The following is a 20,999-nucleotide window of genomic DNA, read 5'->3' on the forward strand; positions in this document are numbered from 1 at the left end:
GGGGCGGGGCGGCGCTCCGCCCCACGGGAAGGTCAGGCCTGGTCGGCGTTGTCCCGCGCCTCGTTGAGGTGGGCGAGGAGCCTGTCCAGGTCGTCCAGGGTCACCGCGCCGCGCGCGAAGTTGACCAGGCGGCGGACGGGGATGGAGGCCATCATCCGGGCCAGGTCGACGCCCAGGGTGTCGCTGTCCGCGGCGGGCTGGGGGATCGGCAACAGGGAGCCCAGGATCTGGGCGGCACCCGGGGCGGCCATCGCCTCGCCCAGGGTCGAGTCCAGGGTGAGAGGCAGCACGAGTGCGTCACCCGCCACCTCGACGATCGCCGTCGCGCGGATGTCCCGGCTGGAGGCGGCGGCCCGCACCTCGTAGGTGCCGTCCTCGACGATCCAGCGCTCGGCGCGGATGTCCCAGTACGCCAGGTCCTGGCGGTCCAGGAGAACGGTCACGCGCTCGGTTTCGCCCGGGGCGAGGGTGACGTTCGCGTGGCCCTTGAGCTCCTGCGGCGGGCGGGCGACGGACGAGTCCGGCTTCGCCACGTAGAACTGCACGACCTCCTGGCCCGCGCGGTCGCCGGTGTTGGTGACCGCGACGCTCGCGGTGATGCCGTCGGCGTCGGCTCGTACGTGCAGGTCGGAGTAGGTGAACGAGGTGTACGACAGGCCGTGCCCGAAGGGGAACGTGACCCACATGTCGCGGGCGTCGTACCAGCGGTAGCCGACGAACAGGCCCTCGCCGTAGGCGACGTGGCTGTGCTCGCCGGGGAAGTCCAGGTAGGCGGGGGTGTCCTGGATGCGGACCGGGACGGTCTCGGTGAGGCGTGCCGACGGGTTGACCCGGCCGAACAGCACATCGGCCAGCGCCCCGCCGCCGGCCTGGCCGAGCAGTGCTCCGTCCAGGACGGCGGGCGCGTGGGCCGCCACGGGGGCCAGGCGCAGCACGCCGCCGTGGGAGAGGACGACCACGGTACGCGGCTGGGCGCGGACCACCGCGTCGAGCAGCTTCAGCTGGTCGGCGGGAAGTTCGATGTGGTCGCGGTCGAAGCCCTCGGACTCCTGGTGCGCGGCGAGGCCGAGGAAGAGCACGGCCGTGTCGGCCGCGGCCGCGGCCCGGACCGCCTCGTCGCGCAGGGCCGCCTCGTCGCCGGTGCCGTCGGTGGTGAAGCCGGGGGCGAAGGTGACGTCGGCGGAACCGGCCAGGGCCCGGATCTCGTCCAGCGGGATGTCGACGCGGGTGGGGTTCACGTGTGAGCTGCCGCCGCCCTGGTAGCGCGGGGTCTGCGCGAACTCGCCGATCACCGAGAGGGAACGGCCCGCGGTCAGCGGGAGCACCGGCTCCGCGTCGACCGGGTCGTTCTTGAGCAGGACGACGCAGCGGGCCGCGACCTCGCGAGCGAGTGCGTGGTGGACCGCAGGGCCGAACGGGGCGGCATACACGGCTCGTCCGGCCTCGGCCTTCGCGGCGAGCGCGACCATGCGGCCGGCGGCGCCTTCGAGGGCGGCCTCGTCCAGGGTGCCCGCCTCGACCGCGTCGACGACCTGGGCATCGGTGATCCCGCCGGTGCCGGGCATCTCGAGGTCGAGACCGGCGGCGACCGCCTTGACGCGGTCCTGGACGGCGCCCCAGTCACTGACGACGACCCCGTCGAAGCCCCATTCGTCGCGCAGCACCTGGGTGAGCAGCCAGTGGTTCTCGGAGGCGTACGTGCCGTTGATGCGGTTGTAGGAGCACATCACCGTCCACGGCTGCGCCTTCTGCACCACGTGCTGAAAGGCGCGCAGGTAGATCTCGCGCAGCGGGCGCGGTGCCACGTCGGAGCTGGACCGCATGCGGTCGTGCTCGGTGTTGTTGGCGGCGAAGTGCTTGAGGGAGGCGCCGACACCGGTGCTCTGCAGGCCCTCCACCCAGGAGGCGGCGAGCGTGCCGGTCAGGTACGGGTCCTCGGAGTAGTACTCGAAGTTCCGGCCGCAGCGCGGGTCGCGCTTGATGTTGACGCCGGGGCCGAGCAGCACGTCGACATCGAGGGCGCGGCTCTCCACCCCCAGGGCCCGGCCCACCCTGCGCACGAGGTCCGCGTCCCAGCTCTGGCCGAGGCCGACCGCGGGCGGGAAGCAGGTCGCGGGCTCGCTTCCCTCGATGCCCAGGTGGTCGCCGGCGCCGGACTGACGTCGCACCCCGTGGGGCCCGTCGGTCAGGGTCAGGGACGGAACCGTGCCGACGTGCTTCGTGCTCCAGAAGTCCGCGCCGCTGCCCAGGGCGGCCTGCTCCGCGCGCGACAGGGAAGCGGGGTCAAGAGTGGTCACGGGGGTCTCCTCGGGTAGAGCGGGCCTTGCGGTGCGGCGACAGAGGGCTGCGGCACATGCCACGGGCGTGCCGGAGGCGCGGCGGGGCTCGCACGCCCCCGACGCGCACCCCATGGCCACCCTCGGCGTCGGCGAGCCCCTGGTCAGGCAGGGAAAAGGCAGGACATACCGAGGGGTATGCGGCCGACCCACCCGTCGACAACGAAAACTGTACGACGCTCGGTTTTCGCCTGGCAAGGGGTCCGGCACGTGATTCGACGTGACGTAGAGTCGTACCCATGGCTCGACGTGGTTCGTACGCGAAAGGCATTGCCAAGCGTGAGGAGATCCTCAACACGGCGCTCGACATCGTGGCGCACGTCGGATACGGCGGCGCGACCGTGCGCGAGCTGGCGCGAGCGGTCGGTCTGAGCCAGGCCGGACTGCTGCACTACTTCGGCACCAAGGAGCAGCTCTTCATCGAGATCCTGCGCCGCCGTGACGAACTGGACCGCCGCGTGATCGACGACGTCACCGGAGAGACCGGCGACACCCCGCCCGACCTGGCAGCGGCAATCGCAGCGCTGCTGCGCCACAACGCGCAGGTTCCGGGACTCGTACAGCTCTACTCGCGGTTCTCCTCGGAAGCCGCCGAACCCGATCATCCCGCCCACGCGTACTTCCGTGACCGCTACCTCGCTGCCCGTACCGCGGGCTCCGAGGCGATGCGGAAGCTGCAGACCGCCGGCACCCTGACCGCCGAGCTGGACACCGACAAGCTGGCGGTCATTGTTTTCGCCCTGCTCGACGGCTTGCAGACGCAGTGGATGTACGACTCCGAGATCGACATGGCGGACCATCTCGCCTACTTCTGGAAGCTGTTGGAAGGCCGGGCGGCAGAGGCGCAGATCGCCCCGAAGGACGAGTCCGCCACGCAGGCGACTCCGTCCTGACCGGCGGCGCATGCCTGACGGACCGAAACGCCGAGGGGGCGGCCCGTCCGGGCCGCCCCCTCGGGCAGGTACACCTTCCCCGCAGTGCCTGTCGGTGACCGACAGGCACTCAGCCGGCGGCCGGGAGCCGCTTCAGCACCTCCTGCGCCTCGGCCATGATTCGCTCGACCAGTTCCGAACAGGACGGCAGGTCCTCGATCAGCCCGGCCACCTGGCCCGAGGCCATCACCCCGATGTCGGTGCGCCCCTCGACCATGGACGCCTTCAGCAGCATCGGCGTGTTGGCGGCCAGCAGGACCTGACTCCAGCTCAGCTCCTTGCCGTGCTTCATTGCCAGTCCGTCACGGACGAGTTGGGACCAGCTTGCACCGGACTCCTTCCGGAAGGCCGAGGCGTGCCGCAGCGCCCGCAGCAGCGAGGCGGCACGGCCGGAACGCTCCAGCGAGTCGACCATGGCGGTACGCAGCATGCGGTGCGGCAGCCCGTCCACCTGGGTGGTGACGGTGACGTCCTTGACGGTGGCGGCCAGGTACTTCGCCTTCACCGCATCGGGGACGGTGCTGTCGGAGGTGAGCAGGAAGCGGGTGCCCATGCCGATGCCGGCCGCCCCGTAGGCGAGTGCGGCGACCAGACCGCGGCCGTCGTGGAAGCCGCCGGCCGCGATCACCGGGATGTCGACGGCGTCCACGACCTGGGGGAGCAGCACGGTGGTGGCCACGTTCCCGGTATGGCCGCCGCCCTCGCCGCCCTGCACCATCACCGCGTCGGCGCCCCACGCGGCGACCTTCTCCGCGTGCCGCTGGGCCCCGACGGACGGGATGACGACGACGCCCGCGTCCTTGAGCCGGGTGATCAGGTCCTTCGACGGCGCGAGCGCGAAGGACGCCACCCGCACCCCCTCGTCGATGATGATCTGCACCCGGTCACCGGCGTCCGTCGCGTCCGCCCGCAGATTGACGCCGAAGGGCGCGTCCGTACGGGATCTGACCTCGCGGACCGCTGCGCGCAACTGCTCGACGCTCATCGTCGCGGACGCGAGGATCCCGAGCGCCCCCGCGTTCGCCGAGGCGGACACGAGGCGAGGGCCGGCCACCCAGCCCATTCCGGTCTGCACGATCGGATACCGCACCCCGGTCAGTTCGGTGAGTGCGGTCGGCAAGGCCGTGGCGCCGGTCATGCCGGAACCTCGCGCTCGCGCAGCCCCTTCGGGTCGATGACCTCGCGGATCAGCCGAAGTTCCGCCTCGGAGGGCTCGCGGGTGAAGGGCACCTCGTCGGGGACCGTGAGGGCGAAACCGGTGGCCTCGACGACCTGTTCGACGGTGACTCCCGGGTGCAGGGAACGCAGCCGCATCGAGCGGTCGGGGGTCTCGAAGTCGAAGACGCCCAGATTGGTGATGACTTCGGGGATCCGGTGGTAGCGGGTCGCGGACGGACCGGCCGCCGCGGCCCGGTCGTATCCGACGCCGCTGACCATGTCGACGTGTTCGACGAACACCCGGGACGAATGCTTGGGAACCCAGTAACTGGTCGGGTTGTTCAGGGTGTTGACGGGAGCGCCGCGTACCCCGAGCAGTTGCCGTGCGGGCCTGGCCCAGTCGCCGATGCAGGAGATGTTCTGGTTGCCGTGCCGGTCGATCTGGCTGGCGCCCATCATCACGTGCCGACGGCCGGTGGCGGTGAGCGAGAGATGCTGGCGGAACGGCAGCCAGCCCTCGACGATCCCCGGCTTCACGCCCACCGCCGGCACCTCGCCCATGAGCATGGCCTCGCCGTCGGTCAGCAGCAGATCGGGCGAGAAGGTGAGTTTCGCCAGACGCGCCCCGATCGTCGGGACGGTGCCCATCGGGCTGGCGAGAACCTCGCCGGCGTTCCGCCACGCCTCGGCGCAGGCCACCACGCAGTAGTCGGCACGGGTCGCCGTAGGGGTCCCGGTTTCGGTGGCGCTCATGCTTCCTCCTGGTGGAACGCCGTGACGGCGGCCTGGTAGGCGGCTTCGTCCCCGGACAGGAACCGTTCGTGGAAGGCCCGCCACTCCTCGGGGTCGCGGGCGGCCCGGACGTAGGCGCGCTGGAAGGCCTCGTCGCGGGGGTGATCGGGCTCGCAGGACGTGAAGTGCGCGCCGTTCGGCGTCTCGACGACCCCGTCCACGAACAGGCGCTTGACCAGAAGGGTCTGCGGCCCCTGGTCCTTGAGCAGGTCGGCGGTGTCGACGACCCGCTCGCAGGAGACGTACGCGTGGTCGGCGGCCTCGCAGAACAGGTCGTCGAAGTACGGGTCGGGGCCCAGGTACTGGCCGTTGCCCTGCGCGTCGGCACGGTTCAGGTGGACCAGGGCGGCGTCCAGACGCAGCGCCGGTGCCGCGACCAGTTCCTCGCCGTCGTCGTACGGCGAGGTGATGGTGCGCAGCGACGGGTTGACCCTCATCACGTCCGAACCGAGTCCGGCCCGTACCGGCATGAAGGGCAGCCGGTGCACCCCGGCGGTCAGACCCCACATGAGCATGGCCTCGTCGAGCTCGACCATCTCGAACGCGCCGCGCTGCCGGGCGGCGGTGAAGTGCGGTTCGAGCGGTATGGAGTCGAGCGTTCCGAACGCCGTGACCAGCTTGCGGATCTTCCCCGCGGCCGCGAGCAGACCGACGTCCGGGCCGCCGTACGAGACCACGGTCAGGTCGGTGAGGTCCGAGCGCAGCATCGCTCGTACCAGGGCCATCGGCTTGCGGCGCGAGCCCCAGCCGCCGATGCCGATCGTCATGCCGCTCTCCAGACGGTCGACGACATCGTCGGCCGTCATCGTCTTGTCCTGTGTCACGAATGCTTCTCCTTGTCCGTGCCGAAGGTGTCGCGCACGCGATCGGCGACGCCGCTGAGATTGGCCTCGAAGGTGAAGCCCTGCTCGAACCGGTAGCTGCGGCGTACGTCGACCGGATCGATTCCGTTGATGGCGGCCTTGGCCAGCCGGATCAGGTAGCCGTCCTTGGCGGCGATCTCCCGCGCCAGTTCGAGGGCGGCAGCCGTCAGCCCCTCGCGCGGGACCACCTGCCACACCGAGCCGTGCCGGTGCAGTTCCTCGGCCGTCACGGTGCGCGAGGTGTAGTACAGCGTCCGCATCAGGTGCTGAGGGACGAGCCGGGCGAGATGCGTGGCCGCGCCGAGCGCACCGCGGTCCAGCTCCGGGAGGCCGAAGACCGCGTCATCGGCGGCCACGATGGCGTCCGCGTTGCCCACCAGGCCGATGCCGCCGCCCAGGCAGAAGCCCTGCACGGCGGCGACCACGGGAACCTCGCAGTCGTAGACCGCGGCGAACGCCTCGTAGCAGCCCCGGTTGGCGCCGATCAGCGGCTCGTGCCCCTCGGCGCGCTGCATCTCCTTGATGTCCACGCCTGCGTTGAAGCCGCGGCCCTCGGCGGCGAGCACCACGCAGCGGACCTTCGGGTCGGCTCCGGCGGCGCGCACCGCGGCGGCCAGGTCGTACCAGCCCTGCACCGGCAGGGCGTTGACCGGGGGGAAGTCCACGGTGACGAGCGCGACGCCCTCTTCCGGGACGGAGGTGGAGACACCCATGAGCAGATCAGCTACCTTTCCATCAAACGTTTGTTAGGTGAAGGTAGCAGTGATGTGGACGCCGCGGGAGGGCGTCATGCCACTGAGCGGTACGACCGCCCCGCGCTTTCGCCCCAACCGGAAGGACATTTGCCATGACCTCACCCACCGCCCTGTGCTCCGGACGCGTCGTCGTCGTCACCGGCGCCGGCCGCGGACTCGGCCGCGCACACGCCCTGGCCTTCGCGGCCGAGGGGGCCCGGGTCGTGGTCAACGACCTCGGCGTGGGCCTCGACGGCTCCGGAGCCGGTTCCGGCCCCGCGCAGCAGGTCGTCGATGAGATCCGGGCATCCGGCGGCGAGGCCGTCGCGCACGGGGGCGACATCGCCACCACCGAGGGCGCGGCCTCCCTCGTCGCCACCGCGCTCGACACCTTCGGCCGGCTCGACACACTCGTCAACAACGCCGGATTCCTCCGCGACCGGATGCTCGTGAACCTGGACGAGGACGACTGGGACGCGGTGATGCGCGTCCACCTCAAGGGACACTTCCTCCCGCTCAAGCACGCGGCGGCGCACTGGCGCGCCGAGGCGAAGGCGGGCCGGACGCCCGAGGCCCGGGTCATCAACACCAGCTCCGGGGCGGGTCTTCTGGGCAGCGTCGGCCAGGGCAACTACGCCGCGGCCAAGGCGGGAATCCTCGGCCTGACCCTGGTGTCCGCAGCCGAGATGGGCCGCTACGGGGTCCAGGTCAACGCCATCGCCCCGGCCGCCCGCACCCGGATGACCGAGGAGACCTTCGCCGAGACCATGACGGCGCCCGGGGAGGGAGAGTTCGACGCCATGGCGCCGGAGAACGTCTCACCGCTCGTCGTGTGGCTGGGCTCCGCCGCGTCCGCCGGTGTGACCGGCCGGGTCTTCGAGGCCGAGGCCGGCCGGATCACCGTGATGGAGGGCTGGCAGCCGGGCCCCACCGCCGACAAGGGCGCCCGCTGGACTCCGGCCGAGGCCGGTGCGACGGCGGTCGAGCTGCTCGCCGCGTCCCGGACGCCGCAGCCGGTGTACGGCGCGCGCTGACCCGGCACGGGAACGCGATGCGGCGAGGCGGTGACCACCACCGCCTCGCCGCTTTATCGGTTCCTCAGCCGCGGGCCGGTACCCCACGCACCCCGTCGACCAGCAGGGCGGGGGACTCCGGCCGCCCGTCCAGAATCCGGTTCGTCCGAGTGACCACCTGCCATCCGGAGCCGGAATCCGTACGCCGCATCCGCCAGTGGTTGGCGGTGGCCCGGCGCACCACGTACCGGCCTTCCTCGTGCACCACCATCAGCGAGTGGCACACCGCGACCGCCTCGTCGCCGTCGACCGTGATGTGGGGCGGCCCCACGACATGCGCGCAGCCCTGACGTATCCAGCCCTGGTGGGCGGGGGACCGCACCATCTCGCGGATCTGCTCCCGGCCGGCCAGGAAGATCTCGTCGATGTCGTAGACACCGTCCGGGGCCCAGAGCGCGGCGACAGCGTCCGCTTCGCCACCGTCGACCAGCGGCCCGTAGGAGGCCATGATCCGGGCGATCTCACGTTCGTCCTCGAGCTGCCTCAGGCGCGCCTCGACGGCGGCCAGCCGGTCCTCGTTCATGCCCGCCCCTCCTCGACCGCCACGGTGCCCGCGAGCCCGGCGAGCGCCTCCAGCTGTTCGACGTAGTGGCCCGACGACTCGGCGGCCAACGACACACTGACCAGGGTGGCACCGGCCTCCGACACCTTCCGCAGCGCCTTGGACGTGCCGTCCGGGTCTCCGGACGGATCGAGCGGGCGGCCCGCGCTCAGAATCACCTCGAAGCCCTCCGGGAGCGAGGCCGCGTCGACCATCTCGCGCAACCGGTCGAGCGGGAGCCCGAACGGCACCCAGCCGTCGCCGTGGGTCACGGCCCGGCGCAGCGAACGCGGGGTACGGCCACCGATCCACAGCGGCACCCGGTCCTGCACGGCGTGCGGCTCCACCACGAACCCCTCGTAGTCGAAGTGCTCACCGTGGTATGCGGGTTCACGGCGCGACAGGGAGCCGCGCAGCGCCGCGATCGCGTCGTCGGCGACCGCGCCCCGTCCGGCGAAGGCCGCACCGAGCAGCCGGAACTCCTCCTCCAGACTGCCCACGCCGAGCCCCAGCACCAGCCGCCCGCCCGAGACACGGTCCAGCGTGCCGTAACGCTTCGCGATGGCCAGCGGATGGTGATAGCCGAGCACCAGCACCTGGGTGGCGAACCGGATCCTGCGGGTCCGGGCGGCGAGATATCCGAAGGTGGCGAGCGGGTCCCAGTACGTCCCGCCGCGCTCCTCTGCGATCTCCGCGGGCACCGCGACATGTTCGGAGCAGGTCAGATGGTCGAAGCCGAGCCGGTCGGCGGCCTCGGCGACCGCCCCCAGCTCCTCGATGCCGGCGGCGCGCTCCCACGGGGAATGCACGCCGGGAACGGCCGTGACGATGGGACTGTTGATGCCGATCCGCATGGGGCACCTTTCTCGGACGGAACGTGGCAGAAAAGACCATCCAAGTCCTTGCCCCCCGCGCCCGCAGGCTCCGTCCCGGTAGGCGGGAGGCCGCGCTCCTGGGCCGACACCGGGCGGGGCAGGTCGCCTGGTGCCCGGGCCAGGGCGGACCGCCCGGTCACCGGGAGTGCGCACGCCCGGCCGGGGCCGCAGTGCCTACGGTGCGGTACGGAACCCGTCCGCCGGAGCAGCAGCCCCACCCGCGTGGTGCCTGCCGGCCCGCCGGACGGGGTCCTTTCCCCGAGCACCGTCGCGACCTGAGGAGTACCCATGCAGCGCACTGTCGTCGTCACCGGATCCGGTTCCGGGATCGGCGCCGCCCTCACCACCCTGCTCCGCGCCCAGGGGGACCGCGTGATCGGGGTGGATCTGCGAGGAGGCGAGATCGAAGCGGACCTGTCCACCCCGGACGGCCGTGCCGCAGCCGCGGCGGCGGCCTTCGAGGCGGCCGACGGGGTGGTGGACGCGGTCGTCACCTGCGCCGGCACCGCCGTGCCGGGACTGGCGATGGTGACGGTCAACTACTTCGGCACCACCGAGTTCGTGACGGCGCTGAGGCCGGCGCTCGCCGCGGCCGAACAGCCCCGGGTCGTCCTCATCGGTTCCATCGACGCCACCCACCCCGGTGACGCGGACGTCGTCGCAGCCTGCCTGGACGCCGACGAGAACACGGCCCTGGAGCACGCCGAGCGAGCCGTCGCCGACGGCCGCGCGCAGCAGCTCTACCCCTCGTCCAAGGCGGCGCTCGCCCAGTGGGCGCGGCGCACGGCGGTGTCCGAGGGCTGGGCGGATGCCGGAATCCCCGTGAACGTGGTCTCGCCCGGCATCGTGCGCACGCCGATGACCGCGGGGCTCTTCGACGACCCGGCCATGAAGAAGATCATGGACGCGGCGGTCCCCATGCCGCTCAACGGCTATCTGGAGCCCGAGGACGTGGCCCGGGTCGTCCTGTTCCTGGCATCGAAGGACAACGGCCACGTCACCGGGCAGGTGCTCTATGTCGACGGCGGCGCCGAAGTCACGCTGCGCGGACCTCGCGTCTTCTGAGAAACCGTCACCCCCGGACCTCCGAGACCGGCTCCACAGACGGATGCCACCGGTGCTCCCACCGCGTCACGCGGCCGGAGCACCGGTGGCATCCACCGTCGGGCACCCGGAGCACCCGTAGCACCCGGAGTCAGATCTGGACCTTGGGCCGGATCACCTTGCCGGTGGCGTTGCGCGGCAGTTCGTCGGTGGTGAGCCGCCAGCGCTTCGGGACCTTGAAATAGGCCAGTTCGTTCGCCGTGTACTCCTGCAGCGTCTCCTCGGTGACCGTCGAACCGGGCTTGAGCACCACGACAGCGGCCACCTCCTGGCCGAGGTCCGAATGCGGCACACCGAGGACCAGGCACTCCCTGACGTCCGGGTGCTCGGCGAGCACCGTCTCGATCTCGGCGGGGTAGACGTTCTCGCCACCGCGGATGATCAGGTCGGAGCGGCGGCTGCTGAGATACAGCCGTCCCTCGCGCAGCTGTCCCAGGTCGCCGGTGCGCAGCCAGCGATCCTCACCGATGGTGTTCTCGGTGGCCGCGGGGTCATTCCAGTAGCCCAGCATGTTGAACATGCTGCGGACCCAGACGTCGCCCTCCTCTCCCTCGCCGAGGACCTCGCCGAGCGGATCGCGGATTTCCAGCCGCACGCCGAGGATGGGCCGGCCGAGGGTGCCCGGTGCCGCCGCCAGCTCCGGCGGGCTCGCCGCGGCGACGGCGGTGCAGGTCTCGGTCAGGCCGTAACTGTCCACGAGCGAGTTCTTCGCGAACGGCAACTGCTGCCGCAGCCGCTCCTTGAACTCGGTCGACGACGGCGCCGAAGCCAGCGCGAACGCCGTCAGCGACGACGTGTCGTACTCGTGGGCCCGGCCGTGTTCGAGCAGCCGATGGGCCATCGTGGGTACCGCGCCCCAGTTGGTGACGCGTTCCCGCTCGATCATGCTCAGCACCGCGTCGGCATCGAAGGCACCCTGATGCAGGGCGATCCGGCTGCCGGTGGCCAGCCGCGGCACGGCCAGATTGTGCAGGCTCGCGATGTGGAACAGCGGCATCGCCAGCAGATACACGCGGTCCTCGGGGGCCGTCGGGTCGCCGTACGCCTGCAGCAGGGCGTCGTTCAGCCGGTGGTACTCGACGACCGCCAGCAGATTGCGATGGGTGTGCACGGCGCCCTTGGGGCGGCCCGAGGTGCCCGAGGTGTACAGGATGACGGCCGGGTCGTCCTCGGCGACATCGGCGGACGGCAGCGGCGCGTCGGGGAACGCCGTCAGGAAGCGGCTGATGTCGTCCTCCAGGGACAGCACCGGGACGCCGCAGCCGGACAGTTTCGCCGACTGCCTGGCATCGGCCACCACGAGAGAGGGCGCCGCGTTCTGCAGGCCGTGCTCCATCTCGCGCGCCGACCACCAGGCGTTGAACCCGACGGCCACCGCGCCGATCGACACCGTGGCCCAGAACGTCTGGATCCACTCGGCGGAATTCGCCGCGGCGATGGCCACCCGGTCGCCCTTGGCGATGCCGTACTCCTCGCGCAGCACGTGTGCCAGCGAGGAGACCTGCGCCGCATGCTCGGCGAAGGTGATCCGGCGGTCCGGGGTGACTATGTAATACCGGTCGGAGTGCACGACGGACGCGTGCAGCACCTCGTGCAGAGCCCGCTGCCGGTGGGCGAACACCGGCAACCGGGTGCCCAGCACGTCGTCTTCGCTGAGCTCGAACCGGCCTCCCGGGCCGGTGAGCTCGGCCGCGCGGGCGAGGGCGGAAGAGCGGTGATCGGATTCGCTTGGCATCGGGGACTCCTGGTGCGTCGGAACTCCACTGGATCGCTTTTCGGGGCCAGTGTTGGCCCATGTCGAGCTTCGGCTCCCCGGCCGGTTCCAGTCACTGGGACACCGTGTCACGACGGAGCCGCAGACGGAACCGCCGCACCCCGGTCGCAAGAGGTGTGCCGCCGGTTCCCAGTGAGTGGGATAGATCACGTCGGCCGGATTCACTGACCGTACGTTCCCTCCACCTGATCCGGCCCCGGTCCCTTCCTCTCCTGTGCCGCCGGACTACTGGAGGAACACATGAAGCGAGCACCACGGGCGAGAGTACGGCTCGCAGCCGCACTCGCCGCCTCGGCGATACTCACCTCCGCATGCGCCTCGACCGATGACGGGGGCAGCAGCAAGTCACAGAAGACCGAGCGAGGCCGCTACGTCTTCGGCAGCACCTGCAAGCAGTCCGACAACGGCGAACCGGTCCGGGGTGGCACCCTGCACTTCGCGGACTACGCCGAGGCCCGCAGCCTCAGCCCCGCCGTCACCTACGCCACCGGCGCCTCCGGCGGCTCCGCACTCGCCGCCGTCTACGACGTGCTGATGCGCTACGACACCGCCGCCAAGAAGTACGAGCCGTGGCTGGCCAAGTCACTGGAGAGCAGCGACGACGCCAAGACCTGGACCCTGAAGCTCCGCGACGGAGTGAAGTTCTCCGACGGCACGCCGCTCGACGCGAAGGCCGTGACGGCCAGCATCGAGTGGTACCAGAAGAACAAGGGCGCCGACACGGCGCTGCTCGCCCCGAACCTCGCGAAGATGGAGGCCACGGACGACTCCACCGTCGTCTTCACACTCCGCAGCGCCTGGGCCACCTTCCCCGCGATGCTCGCCCAGGCGCCCGGCATGATCGTGGCCCCCGCCGCCTACGCGGGAAAGACGTTCAAGCCCATCGGGGCCGGTGCCTTCACCCTGGACAAGTACGCCCCCCAGGAGGAGATGGTCCTCAAGGCGAACAAGAACTACTGGAAGGGCGCGCCCTACCTCGACGCGCTGCGCTTCACCTGGCCGCAGGCCGACCGCTCCAAGCTCGAGGCGCTCAACGACGGCACGGCCGACGTGGCGTACATGCGCGGCCCCGACGTGGTCGACGACGCCGTGAAGGAGAAGCACTGCGGAGAACTGACCCTGACCAGCCTCGGCAACATGGTCACCATCAACGCCCGCAAGGGCAGGCCCGGCGAGGACCTGCGGGTCCGCCAGGCGATGGCCCTGGCACTCGACCCCGACCTCGACACCGAGCGCTCCTATGACGGCAAGGGCCTGCCGGGGCAGGAGATCTTCCCGCCCGAGTCGCGCTGGCACTCCGAGGTGAAGCCCGTCGGTATCGACCTCGAGAAGGCGAAGAAGCTCGTCGCAGAGGCCAAGAAGGACGGCTACGACGGCACCGTCACCTACATGGACGGCACCGACCCCGTCGCCCGGTCCAAGGCGGTCGTCGCCAAGGCCATGCTGGAGCGGGTCGGATTCAAGGTGAAGCTCGACCTGGTCTCCTCGATCGCCGACCGGGTGGCGAAGACCTATGTGGACCACGACTTCGACATCAGCCGTGCTGCGCTGAGCGTCTCCGAGAGCGATCCGTACCACCGGCTGCAGAGCTTCCTGAATTCCACGAGCTACGGGAACCCCGGCGGCTACGCCAACCCGGAGATGGACAAGCTGCTCGTCCAGTTGCAGGGCGCCACCGGTGAGGCGGAGACGCAGCAAATTCTCGACGGCATCCAGAAGCTCGTCAACGAGGACGTCCCGGTCGTGAACCTCGGCGCCAGCGCCGGCTTCACCGCATGGGGCGACAACGTGCACGGCATCGTGCCCACCGACGAGTACATGGCTCTCTTCGGCGAGGCATGGATCAGCAAGTGACCCCACCGCCCCGGGATTCCGGGGCGGTCCCCGCCGGGCTCCGGCCCACCGGGACACCGCCCCGGGCTTCCCGGCCCGTCCCCGCACAGCGGCATCGCACCGCGGTGCCGATCCCGTCGACCCGCATGTCGCCACCGGCAGATCTGGAGGAATCATGAGTGCTGCCGCACTGCGCCGACTGGCCCTCAGGGCCGTGGAACTGGTGGGCGTTCTCCTCATCGCGAGCATCGGGGTGTTCTCCCTGGTGGTCCTGCTGCCCGGCGACCCCGCGGTCGACATCCTCGGGGCGGGCCGGGCGCCCTCCGAGTACGCCGAGCTCCGCCATGACCTCGGTCTCGACCAGCCGCTGGTCACCCGCTACTTCCACTGGCTGGGCAGCGCACTCACCGGAGACCTCGGCCACTCCGTCGTACCCCCGCAGAGCGACGTCACCGACCGAGTGCTGTCTGCGCTGCCCGTCAGCTGCGAGATCGCGGTGCTCGGACTGCTCATCGCGCTGCTGATCGCGGTGCCGCTGGCCATGTGGTCGGCGTACCGGGAAGGATCGGTGGCCGACCGCATCATCGGCGCCGGCACGTTCGGCGTGCTGTCCGTGCCCGGCTTCCTGGCCGGTCTGCTGCTGACCCTCCTGCTGGTCGACTCGGCCGGCTGGTTCCCGCGTTCCGAATGGGTACGGCTCGGCGACGGCGACCTGCTGGGCAACCTGCACCACGCCTTCCTGCCGGCACTGACCGTCGCCCTGGCCGAACTCGCCATGTTCACCAGGGTGTTGCGCAGCGACCTGATCGTGACCCTGCGGGAGGACTACATCCTCGCGGCCCGCGCCAAGGGCATGAACCCGCTGCGCATCCTGTTCACCGATGCCCTGCGCCCCTCCTCGTTCTCCCTGGTCACCCTGCTCGGACTGAGCCTGGGCCGGCTGATCGGCAGCACCGTCGTCGTGGAGTACCTCTTCTCCCTGCCAGGCATGGGAACGCTCGTCGTCAACGCCGCGGGCCAGGGCGACTATCCGATGGTCCAGGGCGCCGTGCTCACCATCGCCGTGATCTACGTGGTGATCAACGCCGGCATCGACCTCTCCTACGGCTATCTCGACCCGAGGACGCGACGTGTCCATCTCTGACATCGCTCCGCGCACGCGGACCGCTCTCCCGCTTCCCCTGCTCGCCGCCGTGGCCCTCACCGTCGTCGGCCTCGTCCTGCTGGTGTTCGGTGCGACGACAGCCCAGCTCGTCCCGCCCGCCAAGGCGGCCGTCGTGCTGCTCGGCCTCGGCATGTCGTTCAACGGTGCTTCCCGGCTCGGCAAACGATGGGCGGGCCCAGGCTTCGACCTCGTGTTCTGGTTCGGCGTGGGCTGGCTCGTGCTGCTCGGCCTCGCGATCCTGTTCGCCCCGTGGCTGCCGCTCGCCGAGGACCGTGACGTCGCGAGCACCGTCGTCGAACCGGTCTTCGCCACCCCGACGTTCACCGGCACCCACCCACTGGGCACCAACGCCTTCGGTCTCGATCTGCTGGCACGGTCCCTGTACGGAGCCCGTTCCTCGCTGCTCATCTCCCTGTCCGCGGTCGCCATCGGCACCGTGGTCGGCGGTGCCATCGGCATGGTGGCGGGCTACTTCCAGAAGACCGTCGACCGGGCGGTGGGCATCGCGACCAACTCGCTGCTCGCCGTGCCCCCGCTCATCCTGCTCATCGCGCTCGCGACCGTGCTCGAGCCACGCCTGCGCAACGTCGCCCTCGCCCTGTCACTGCTCACCATCCCCGGCATGGTTCGGCTCGCCCGTGCCACCACGATGGCGTACGCCAACCGGGAGTTCGTCGTCGCGGCCCGCGCCATGGGTGCCACACGCTCCCGCATCCTTCTGCGCGAACTGCTGCCCAACGTCCTGCTGCCCCTGCTGTCCCTGGCCGTGGTGATGATCTCGGTCCTGATCGTCGCCGAAGCCTCCCTCAGCTTCCTCGGACTCGGCATCCAGCCACCCGAACCCACCTGGGGAAACATGATCGCCGAGGCGGAGGGACGGGTCTTCCAGGCGCACCCGCACATCGTGCTCGTGCCCGGCGCCTTCCTCTTCCTCACCGTGTTCGCCTTCAACATCGTCGGCGAGAAGGCGCGAGGCCGATGGGACTCCCGGAGCGTGAAACTGTGACCACCACACCCACGTCCGGCGCTCCGGCATCCGCGACGGGCACCGACGCGCCCCTGCTGAGCGCCACCGACGTACGCACTGCCTTCCACACCGGCCGCGGCCTGATGCAGGTCGTCGACGGCGTCTCGCTGACCCTGTCCGAGGGCGAGACCCTCGGCATCGTCGGCGAGTCCGGATCGGGCAAGTCCGTCCTCGGCCGCACCCTCATGGGCCTGATCACCAACAGCCCCGGCACCACCGTGTCCGGCACCGTCCTGCTCGGCGGCAAGGACGTCCACGCAACTACCCCCGCCGGACGGCGTGCGCTCTGGGGCACCGAGGTCGCCATGGTCTTCCAGGACCCGATGACCTCCCTGAACCCGGTCAAGAAGATCGGCACGCACCTGTCCGAGAGCGTCCGGCTGCACCTCGGCCTGAGCCGCACCGAGGCCCAGGAACGGGCCGTCGACCTGCTCCGGCAGGTCGGCATCCCCGAACCGGCCCGGCGCGCCGGCCAGTACCCGCACGAACTCTCCGGCGGCATGCGGCAACGCGTCGTCATCGCCATGGCCCTGGCCTGCGGCCCACGGCTGCTCATCGCCGACGAACCGACCACCGCACTCGACGTCACGGTCCAGAAGCAGATCCTGGACCTGCTGCAGTCGCTGGCCGAGGAACTGCGCATGGCGACCATCCTCATCAGCCACGACCTCGGCACCATCGCGGGCCGCACGGACCGGGTCGCGGTCATGTACGCGGGCCGCCTCGTCGAGTACGCGGACACCGCGACCGTCTTCGAGCGCCCCCGGCACCCCTACAGCAGTGCCCTGATCGCCTCCATCCCGCGCCTCGACCTTCCCCCGCACACGCTGCTGCCCACCATCGAGGGCAGCCCGCCCGATCTGCTGAACCCGCCGCCCGGATGCCGGTTCGCCCCGCGCTGCGGCGCGGCCACGGACCGGTGCGTCACCGACGCACCGGGACTCGCCCCGTACCCCGGAGATCGCGACGCCGGCGTCGTCGTCGCCTGTCACCACCCGCTGGGCGCCGCCGAGGAGGCCGCCGTATGACGATCACCGACCACGCCGTCACGCCACGGAACCGGCCTCTCGCACTGACCGCGGAGAACCTCGTCGTGGAGTTCCCGGCCGGGCGCGGCCGCAAGGTGCACGCCGTCTCCGGCGTGGGGCTGGAGGTCGCGGCGGGGGAGACCCTGGGCATCCTGGGCGAGTCGGGCTGCGGCAAGTCCACCGTCGGCCGCTCGCTGATCCAGCTGCCGCCCCCGGACTCGGGCACCGTCCGCCTCGGTGAGGTCACACTCACCGGCCTCGCCCCCAAGGAACTGCGCCGGGCCCGGTCCCGGATGCAGATCATCATGCAGGACCCGGTCTCCGCCCTGAACCCGCGCCGCAAGGTCAAGGACCTGCTGTGGGAGGGCCCGTCGATCTGGGGGACCGGCGGCGACACCCGCGACAAGGACGAACGGATCGACGCGGCGCTGCGCGATGTCGGCCTCGACCCCGGGACCGTACGGGAGCGCAGGCCGCACGAACTGTCCGGCGGCCAATGCCAGCGGGTGTGCATAGCACGGGCCCTGATGCTCGACCCCGAGGTGCTGATCTGCGACGAACCCGTGTCCAGTCTGGACGTGTCCGTACAGGCCCAGATCCTCAATCTCCTGGAGGCGACCGCCCGTCGGCGCGCACTGAGCATGGTCTTCATCGCCCACGACGTGTCCGTGGTGAAGAACATCAGCGACCGCGTCATGGTGATGTACCTCGGCAAGGTCTGCGAGGTACTGCCCTCCGACGGAATGGAGCACGAGGCCGCCCACCCCTACACCCGGCTGCTGCTCGCCTCCCTGCCCCGCGTGCCGGGCGCCCCGGACCTCCCGGACGCCGACTCCGTACCGGCGGCCGAACTTCCCTCACCCCTTGACCCGCCGTCGGGCTGCCGTTTCCGTACCCGCTGCCCGCTCGCCACCGCACTGTGCGCCGGGGAGGAGCCCCCGCTGCGGGAGATCCATCCCGGACACCGGATCGCCTGCCACCACGCCGAACCGAGGAGGAACCACGCATGACCGCCACCGAGAAACCCGACGTCCTGGCCCCCGCCGAACTGGGCCCCGTCCGGCTCCGCAACCGCATCATCAAGGCCGCCACCTACGAGGGGCTCAGCCACAAGGCCCTGGTCACCAAGGACCTCGTCGACTTCCACGTCGCCTACGCCCGCGGCGGCGTCGGCATGACGACCGTCGCCTACTGCGCGGTCGCCAAGGAGGGGCGCACCGACCGGCACCAGATCTACTGGACCGACGAGGCGATGCCGGGCCTGCGCGTACTCACCGACGCCGTGCACGCCGAGGGCGCCGCCGTCTCGGCGCAGATCGGCCACGGCGGCCCCGTCGCCAACCCCAAGGGCAACGGCGCCCCGGCACTCTCCCCGACGAAGCACTTCCACGCCACCTCCCTCAACTGGGCCCACGAGACGTCCGTCGCCGACATCCAGCGCATCGTCGAGGCGCACGCCGAGGCCGCACGCCGCGCCATCGAGGCGGGCTTCGACGCCGTCGAGGTGCACCTGGGCCACAACTACCTGGCCAGTTCCTTCCTCAGCCCCCGGATCAACCGGCGCACCGACGCGTACGGCGGCAGCCTGGAGAACCGGGCCAGGTTCGCCCGGGAGATCATGCGGGCCGTCCACGACGCGGTCGGCGGCCGCATCGCGGTCATCGCGAAGATGAACATGGACGACGGGGTGCCCGGCGGGTTCTGGCTCGACGAGGCCATCCCGGTGGCGCAGTGGTTCGAACAGGACGGCACCGTCGATGCCCTGGAGATGACCGCCGGCAGTTCCCTGCTCAACCCGATGTACCTGTTCAAGGGCGACGCTCCGCTCAAGGAGTTCGCCGAGATCATGCCGCAGCCGATCAAGCTCGGCGTGAAGACGGTCGGCAAGCGCTTCCTGCACAGCTACCCCTACAAGGACGCCTATCTGCTGGAGGACGCCCGGCAGATCCGCGCCGCCGTGAAGCTCCCGATGATCCTGCTCGGCGGTGTCACCGGCAAGCCCGTCATGGACCTCGCGATGAGCGAGGGCTTCGAGTTCGTGGCCATGGCCCGGGCCCTGCTGCGCGAACCCGATCTCGTCAACCGCCTGCGGGAAGACGCCAGTACGCCGTCCCTGTGCATCCACTGCAACAAGTGCATGCCCACCAACTTCACCGGCACCCGCTGCGTCCTGGTCGACCGAAGCACCCCCCGCCGCCAGAACTGGGGCAAGGCGAACGGATACGTGGCGTGAGGGGCCCCGACGCCGTCGCCACGGCCGCAGCGGTCAGGAACGGCGACACCGACGTCCGCACCGTCACCGAAGAGGCGATCGCCCGCATCGAGCAGCTCGACCCCGGCCTCAACGCGGTGGTCCACACCCGGTTCGAAGCCGCCCGGTCCGAGGTGGACGCGGGGCTGCCCGAGGGGCCGCTGCACGGCGTTCCGATGCTCGTCAAGGATCTCGGCACAGAGGTCGCGGGCCTTCCGGCGACCGGCGGAAGCCGTCTCTTCGCCGGCCTGACGGCCCGGCACGACAGCGAACTGGTGGCCCGTTACCGGCGCGCCGGGGCGGTCGTCCTCGGCACCACCAACACCCCCGAACTGGGCCTCAACGCCTCCACCGAACCAGCCCTGTTCGGCCCCACCCGCAACCCGTGGAACACCGGTCATTCGCCGGGCGGGTCGAGCGGCGGATCGGCGGCCGCGGTGGCGGCCGGAATGGTCCCGGTCGCGCACGCCAGCGACGGCGGCGGATCGATACGCATCCCGGCGGCGGCCTGCGGACTGTTCGGCCTCAAGCCCAGCCGCGGCCGCGTCTCGCCCGCGCCCCGGCCCACCACCCTGTCGGGCCTCGTCTCCGGACACCACGCCCTCACCAGGACCGTACGGGACAGCGCCCTGCTCCTCGACGTCGCCGCGGGAGCGCTGCACGGCGACGCCTATGCCGCTCCGCAACCGGCGGCGCCGTTCGCCGAACTGGCCCGCCGCGAGCCGGGCCGACTGCGGATCGGCCTGATCACCGGCCTGCCGGACGGCCCGGACGTGCACCCGGACTCCGCCGGGGCCGCACGCGCCGCGGGCCTGCTGTGCGAACGCCTCGGGCACGAGGTCGTCGAGACCACCGCCCGTTACCGGCCGGACGACGTCGGCCGCACCTCGGGAACCCTGATGGGCGCCGACCTCGTCGTACAGATCGACGCGCGCCTCGACCTCCTCGGCAGACCCCTCGCCGACGACGACATCGAACCCTTCACCCGCATCCTGTACGAGGCCTACCGGGGGCTCCCCGCGCCCGATGTCAGCCGGGCGCTGCGCCGGGCGCAGGAGATCGGCTGGGAGGTCGGTGCCGCGTTCCACGAGTTCGACGTGCTCCTCAGCCCGACCCTCGCACAGCCGACCCCGCCGCTCGGCGCCCTCGACACGGCCGCCCCGGAGTCGATCTACCGGCACGCCTCCACGTACTCCGCGTTCACCAGTGTGTACAACGTGACCGGGATGCCGGCGATGTCCGTGCCCTTCGGCCACGACCACGAAGGCCTGCCGCTCGGCGTCCAGTTCGCCGCGCCCCTCGGTGGCGAGGGCGTGCTGCTCGCCCTGGCGGCCCAGCTGGAACAGGCGGCACCCTGGGGGTGCCCGCCCGCCCCGGAGAGGCCTTGAGGATCGAGGACGTGAGGGAGGCGCGGCCGGGTCCGACCGATCCGGCGCATGCGCCGGCGTACGCCCGGACGACCTCGGCGTGGTGCACCCGCCGGGTGGCCGCGGCCACCTGAAGCACCTGGGAG

18 protein-coding genes are annotated in these 20,999 nt (G+C 71.1%); 10 read left to right on the plus strand and 8 right to left on the minus strand.

Annotated elements, in window-relative coordinates; translation table 11 throughout:
- Positions 1-32: 32 nt before the first annotated feature.
- A complete protein-coding gene (locus AB0L71_RS09995; RefSeq protein WP_365240301.1) occupies positions 33-2,297 on the minus strand; it encodes a glycoside hydrolase family 3 C-terminal domain-containing protein in 2,265 nt (754 codons plus the stop codon).
- Positions 2,298-2,575: 278 nt separating this feature from the next.
- Here AB0L71_RS09995 and AB0L71_RS10000 point away from each other — a divergent pair, with 278 nt between their 5' ends.
- The gene (locus AB0L71_RS10000) at positions 2,576-3,229 is read left to right on the plus strand and encodes a helix-turn-helix domain-containing protein (protein ID WP_365240303.1); all 654 of its coding nucleotides are present in this window, start codon (positions 2,576-2,578) and stop codon (positions 3,227-3,229) included.
- Positions 3,230-3,338: 109 nt separating this feature from the next.
- Here AB0L71_RS10000 and AB0L71_RS10005 read toward each other — a convergent pair whose 3' ends face one another.
- From AB0L71_RS10005 to AB0L71_RS10020, 4 genes are read right to left on the minus strand one after another with little or no spacing between them, the layout of a single operon-like run.
- Entirely contained in the window at positions 3,339-4,406 is a 1,068-nt protein-coding gene (locus AB0L71_RS10005; RefSeq protein ID WP_365240305.1) for a nitronate monooxygenase, read from the minus strand.
- Entirely contained in the window at positions 4,403-5,179 is a 777-nt protein-coding gene (locus AB0L71_RS10010; protein WP_365240307.1) for a CoA-transferase, read from the minus strand. The genes AB0L71_RS10005 and AB0L71_RS10010 overlap by 4 nt, the downstream gene beginning before the upstream one ends.
- Positions 5,176-6,024, minus strand: coding sequence for a CoA-transferase (locus AB0L71_RS10015; protein ID WP_365240375.1), 849 nt, complete (start codon positions 6,022-6,024; stop codon positions 5,176-5,178). The genes AB0L71_RS10010 and AB0L71_RS10015 overlap by 4 nt, the downstream gene beginning before the upstream one ends.
- A 14-nt stretch (positions 6,025-6,038) precedes the next feature.
- Entirely contained in the window at positions 6,039-6,794 is a 756-nt protein-coding gene (locus AB0L71_RS10020) for an enoyl-CoA hydratase family protein (RefSeq protein ID WP_365240309.1), read from the minus strand.
- Positions 6,795-6,928: 134 nt separating this feature from the next.
- On the opposite strand from AB0L71_RS10020, the gene AB0L71_RS10025 reads away from it, so the two are divergent.
- The gene (locus AB0L71_RS10025) at positions 6,929-7,849 is read left to right on the plus strand and encodes an SDR family oxidoreductase (RefSeq protein ID WP_365240311.1); all 921 of its coding nucleotides are present in this window, start codon (positions 6,929-6,931) and stop codon (positions 7,847-7,849) included.
- A 64-nt stretch (positions 7,850-7,913) separates the two neighbouring features.
- Here AB0L71_RS10025 and AB0L71_RS10030 read toward each other — a convergent pair whose 3' ends face one another.
- Positions 7,914-8,411: a nuclear transport factor 2 family protein gene (locus AB0L71_RS10030; protein WP_365240313.1), complete on the minus strand. Its 498-nt coding sequence runs from the start codon at positions 8,409-8,411 to the stop codon at positions 7,914-7,916.
- A complete protein-coding gene (locus AB0L71_RS10035) occupies positions 8,408-9,283 on the minus strand; it encodes an LLM class F420-dependent oxidoreductase (protein WP_365240315.1) in 876 nt (291 codons plus the stop codon). The genes AB0L71_RS10030 and AB0L71_RS10035 overlap by 4 nt, the downstream gene beginning before the upstream one ends.
- A 309-nt stretch (positions 9,284-9,592) precedes the next feature.
- Here AB0L71_RS10035 and AB0L71_RS10040 point away from each other — a divergent pair, with 309 nt between their 5' ends.
- Positions 9,593-10,369, plus strand: a complete 777-nt coding sequence (locus AB0L71_RS10040; protein WP_365240317.1) for an SDR family oxidoreductase — start codon at positions 9,593-9,595, stop codon at positions 10,367-10,369.
- Between the two features lie 130 nt (positions 10,370-10,499).
- Here AB0L71_RS10040 and AB0L71_RS10045 read toward each other — a convergent pair whose 3' ends face one another.
- A complete protein-coding gene (locus AB0L71_RS10045) occupies positions 10,500-12,143 on the minus strand; it encodes a class I adenylate-forming enzyme family protein (protein ID WP_365240319.1) in 1,644 nt (547 codons plus the stop codon).
- Between the two features lie 279 nt (positions 12,144-12,422).
- Between AB0L71_RS10045 and AB0L71_RS10050 the strand changes: the two genes are divergently transcribed.
- The 7 genes from AB0L71_RS10050 to AB0L71_RS10080 all read left to right on the plus strand — a co-directional run bounded on the left by AB0L71_RS10050 (position 12,423) and on the right by AB0L71_RS10080 (position 20,874).
- Entirely contained in the window at positions 12,423-14,036 is a 1,614-nt protein-coding gene (locus AB0L71_RS10050; protein WP_365240321.1) for an ABC transporter substrate-binding protein, read from the plus strand.
- A 154-nt stretch (positions 14,037-14,190) separates the two neighbouring features.
- Positions 14,191-15,159: an ABC transporter permease gene (locus tag AB0L71_RS10055; protein ID WP_365240323.1), complete on the plus strand. Its 969-nt coding sequence runs from the start codon at positions 14,191-14,193 to the stop codon at positions 15,157-15,159.
- On the plus strand, positions 15,146-16,186 hold the full coding sequence (locus tag AB0L71_RS10060) for an ABC transporter permease (protein WP_365240325.1): 1,041 nt from the start codon (positions 15,146-15,148) through the stop codon (positions 16,184-16,186). The genes AB0L71_RS10055 and AB0L71_RS10060 overlap by 14 nt, the downstream gene beginning before the upstream one ends.
- Positions 16,183-17,235 carry an ABC transporter ATP-binding protein gene (locus AB0L71_RS10065; protein ID WP_365240327.1) on the plus strand — a complete coding sequence of 351 codons (1,053 nt, stop codon included), beginning with the start codon at positions 16,183-16,185 and terminating at the stop codon, positions 17,233-17,235. The genes AB0L71_RS10060 and AB0L71_RS10065 overlap by 4 nt, the downstream gene beginning before the upstream one ends.
- Positions 17,232-18,245, plus strand: coding sequence for an ABC transporter ATP-binding protein (locus AB0L71_RS10070; protein ID WP_365240329.1), 1,014 nt, complete (start codon positions 17,232-17,234; stop codon positions 18,243-18,245). The genes AB0L71_RS10065 and AB0L71_RS10070 overlap by 4 nt, the downstream gene beginning before the upstream one ends.
- Positions 18,242-19,468, plus strand: a complete 1,227-nt coding sequence (locus tag AB0L71_RS10075) for an NADH:flavin oxidoreductase (protein ID WP_365240331.1) — start codon at positions 18,242-18,244, stop codon at positions 19,466-19,468. The genes AB0L71_RS10070 and AB0L71_RS10075 overlap by 4 nt, the downstream gene beginning before the upstream one ends.
- Positions 19,465-20,874, plus strand: coding sequence for an amidase (locus AB0L71_RS10080; protein WP_365240333.1), 1,410 nt, complete (start codon positions 19,465-19,467; stop codon positions 20,872-20,874). Before AB0L71_RS10075 ends, AB0L71_RS10080 begins: the two co-directional genes overlap by 4 nt.
- The last annotated feature ends 125 nt before the right edge of the window (positions 20,875-20,999 follow it).

The sequence above is a fragment of the Streptomyces sp. NPDC052052 genome (genome assembly GCF_040680455.1).
Taxonomy (GTDB): domain Bacteria; phylum Actinomycetota; class Actinomycetes; order Streptomycetales; family Streptomycetaceae; genus Streptomyces.

Excerpts from the sequence above, each read along its gene's own strand:
- AB0L71_RS10000 (WP_365240303.1), top strand. The coding sequence starts at position 2,576 with ATGGCTCGACGTGGTTCGTACGCGAAAGGCATTGCCAAGCGTGAGGAG.
- AB0L71_RS10005 (WP_365240305.1), bottom strand. The coding sequence starts at position 4,406 with ATGACCGGCGCCACGGCCTTGCCGACCGCACTCACCGAACTGACCGGG.
- AB0L71_RS10010 (WP_365240307.1), bottom strand. The coding sequence starts at position 5,179 with ATGAGCGCCACCGAAACCGGGACCCCTACGGCGACCCGTGCCGACTAC.
- AB0L71_RS10015 (WP_365240375.1), bottom strand. The coding sequence starts at position 6,024 with ATGACGGCCGACGATGTCGTCGACCGTCTGGAGAGCGGCATGACGATC.
- AB0L71_RS10020 (WP_365240309.1), bottom strand. The coding sequence starts at position 6,794 with ATGGGTGTCTCCACCTCCGTCCCGGAAGAGGGCGTCGCGCTCGTCACC.
- AB0L71_RS10025 (WP_365240311.1), top strand. The coding sequence starts at position 6,929 with ATGACCTCACCCACCGCCCTGTGCTCCGGACGCGTCGTCGTCGTCACC.
- AB0L71_RS10030 (WP_365240313.1), bottom strand. The coding sequence starts at position 8,411 with ATGAACGAGGACCGGCTGGCCGCCGTCGAGGCGCGCCTGAGGCAGCTC.
- AB0L71_RS10035 (WP_365240315.1), bottom strand. The coding sequence starts at position 9,283 with ATGCGGATCGGCATCAACAGTCCCATCGTCACGGCCGTTCCCGGCGTG.
- AB0L71_RS10040 (WP_365240317.1), top strand. The coding sequence starts at position 9,593 with ATGCAGCGCACTGTCGTCGTCACCGGATCCGGTTCCGGGATCGGCGCC.
- AB0L71_RS10045 (WP_365240319.1), bottom strand. The coding sequence starts at position 12,143 with ATGCCAAGCGAATCCGATCACCGCTCTTCCGCCCTCGCCCGCGCGGCC.
- AB0L71_RS10050 (WP_365240321.1), top strand. The coding sequence starts at position 12,423 with ATGAAGCGAGCACCACGGGCGAGAGTACGGCTCGCAGCCGCACTCGCC.
- AB0L71_RS10055 (WP_365240323.1), top strand. The coding sequence starts at position 14,191 with ATGAGTGCTGCCGCACTGCGCCGACTGGCCCTCAGGGCCGTGGAACTG.
- AB0L71_RS10070 (WP_365240329.1), top strand. The coding sequence starts at position 17,232 with ATGACGATCACCGACCACGCCGTCACGCCACGGAACCGGCCTCTCGCA.
- AB0L71_RS10075 (WP_365240331.1), top strand. The coding sequence starts at position 18,242 with ATGACCGCCACCGAGAAACCCGACGTCCTGGCCCCCGCCGAACTGGGC.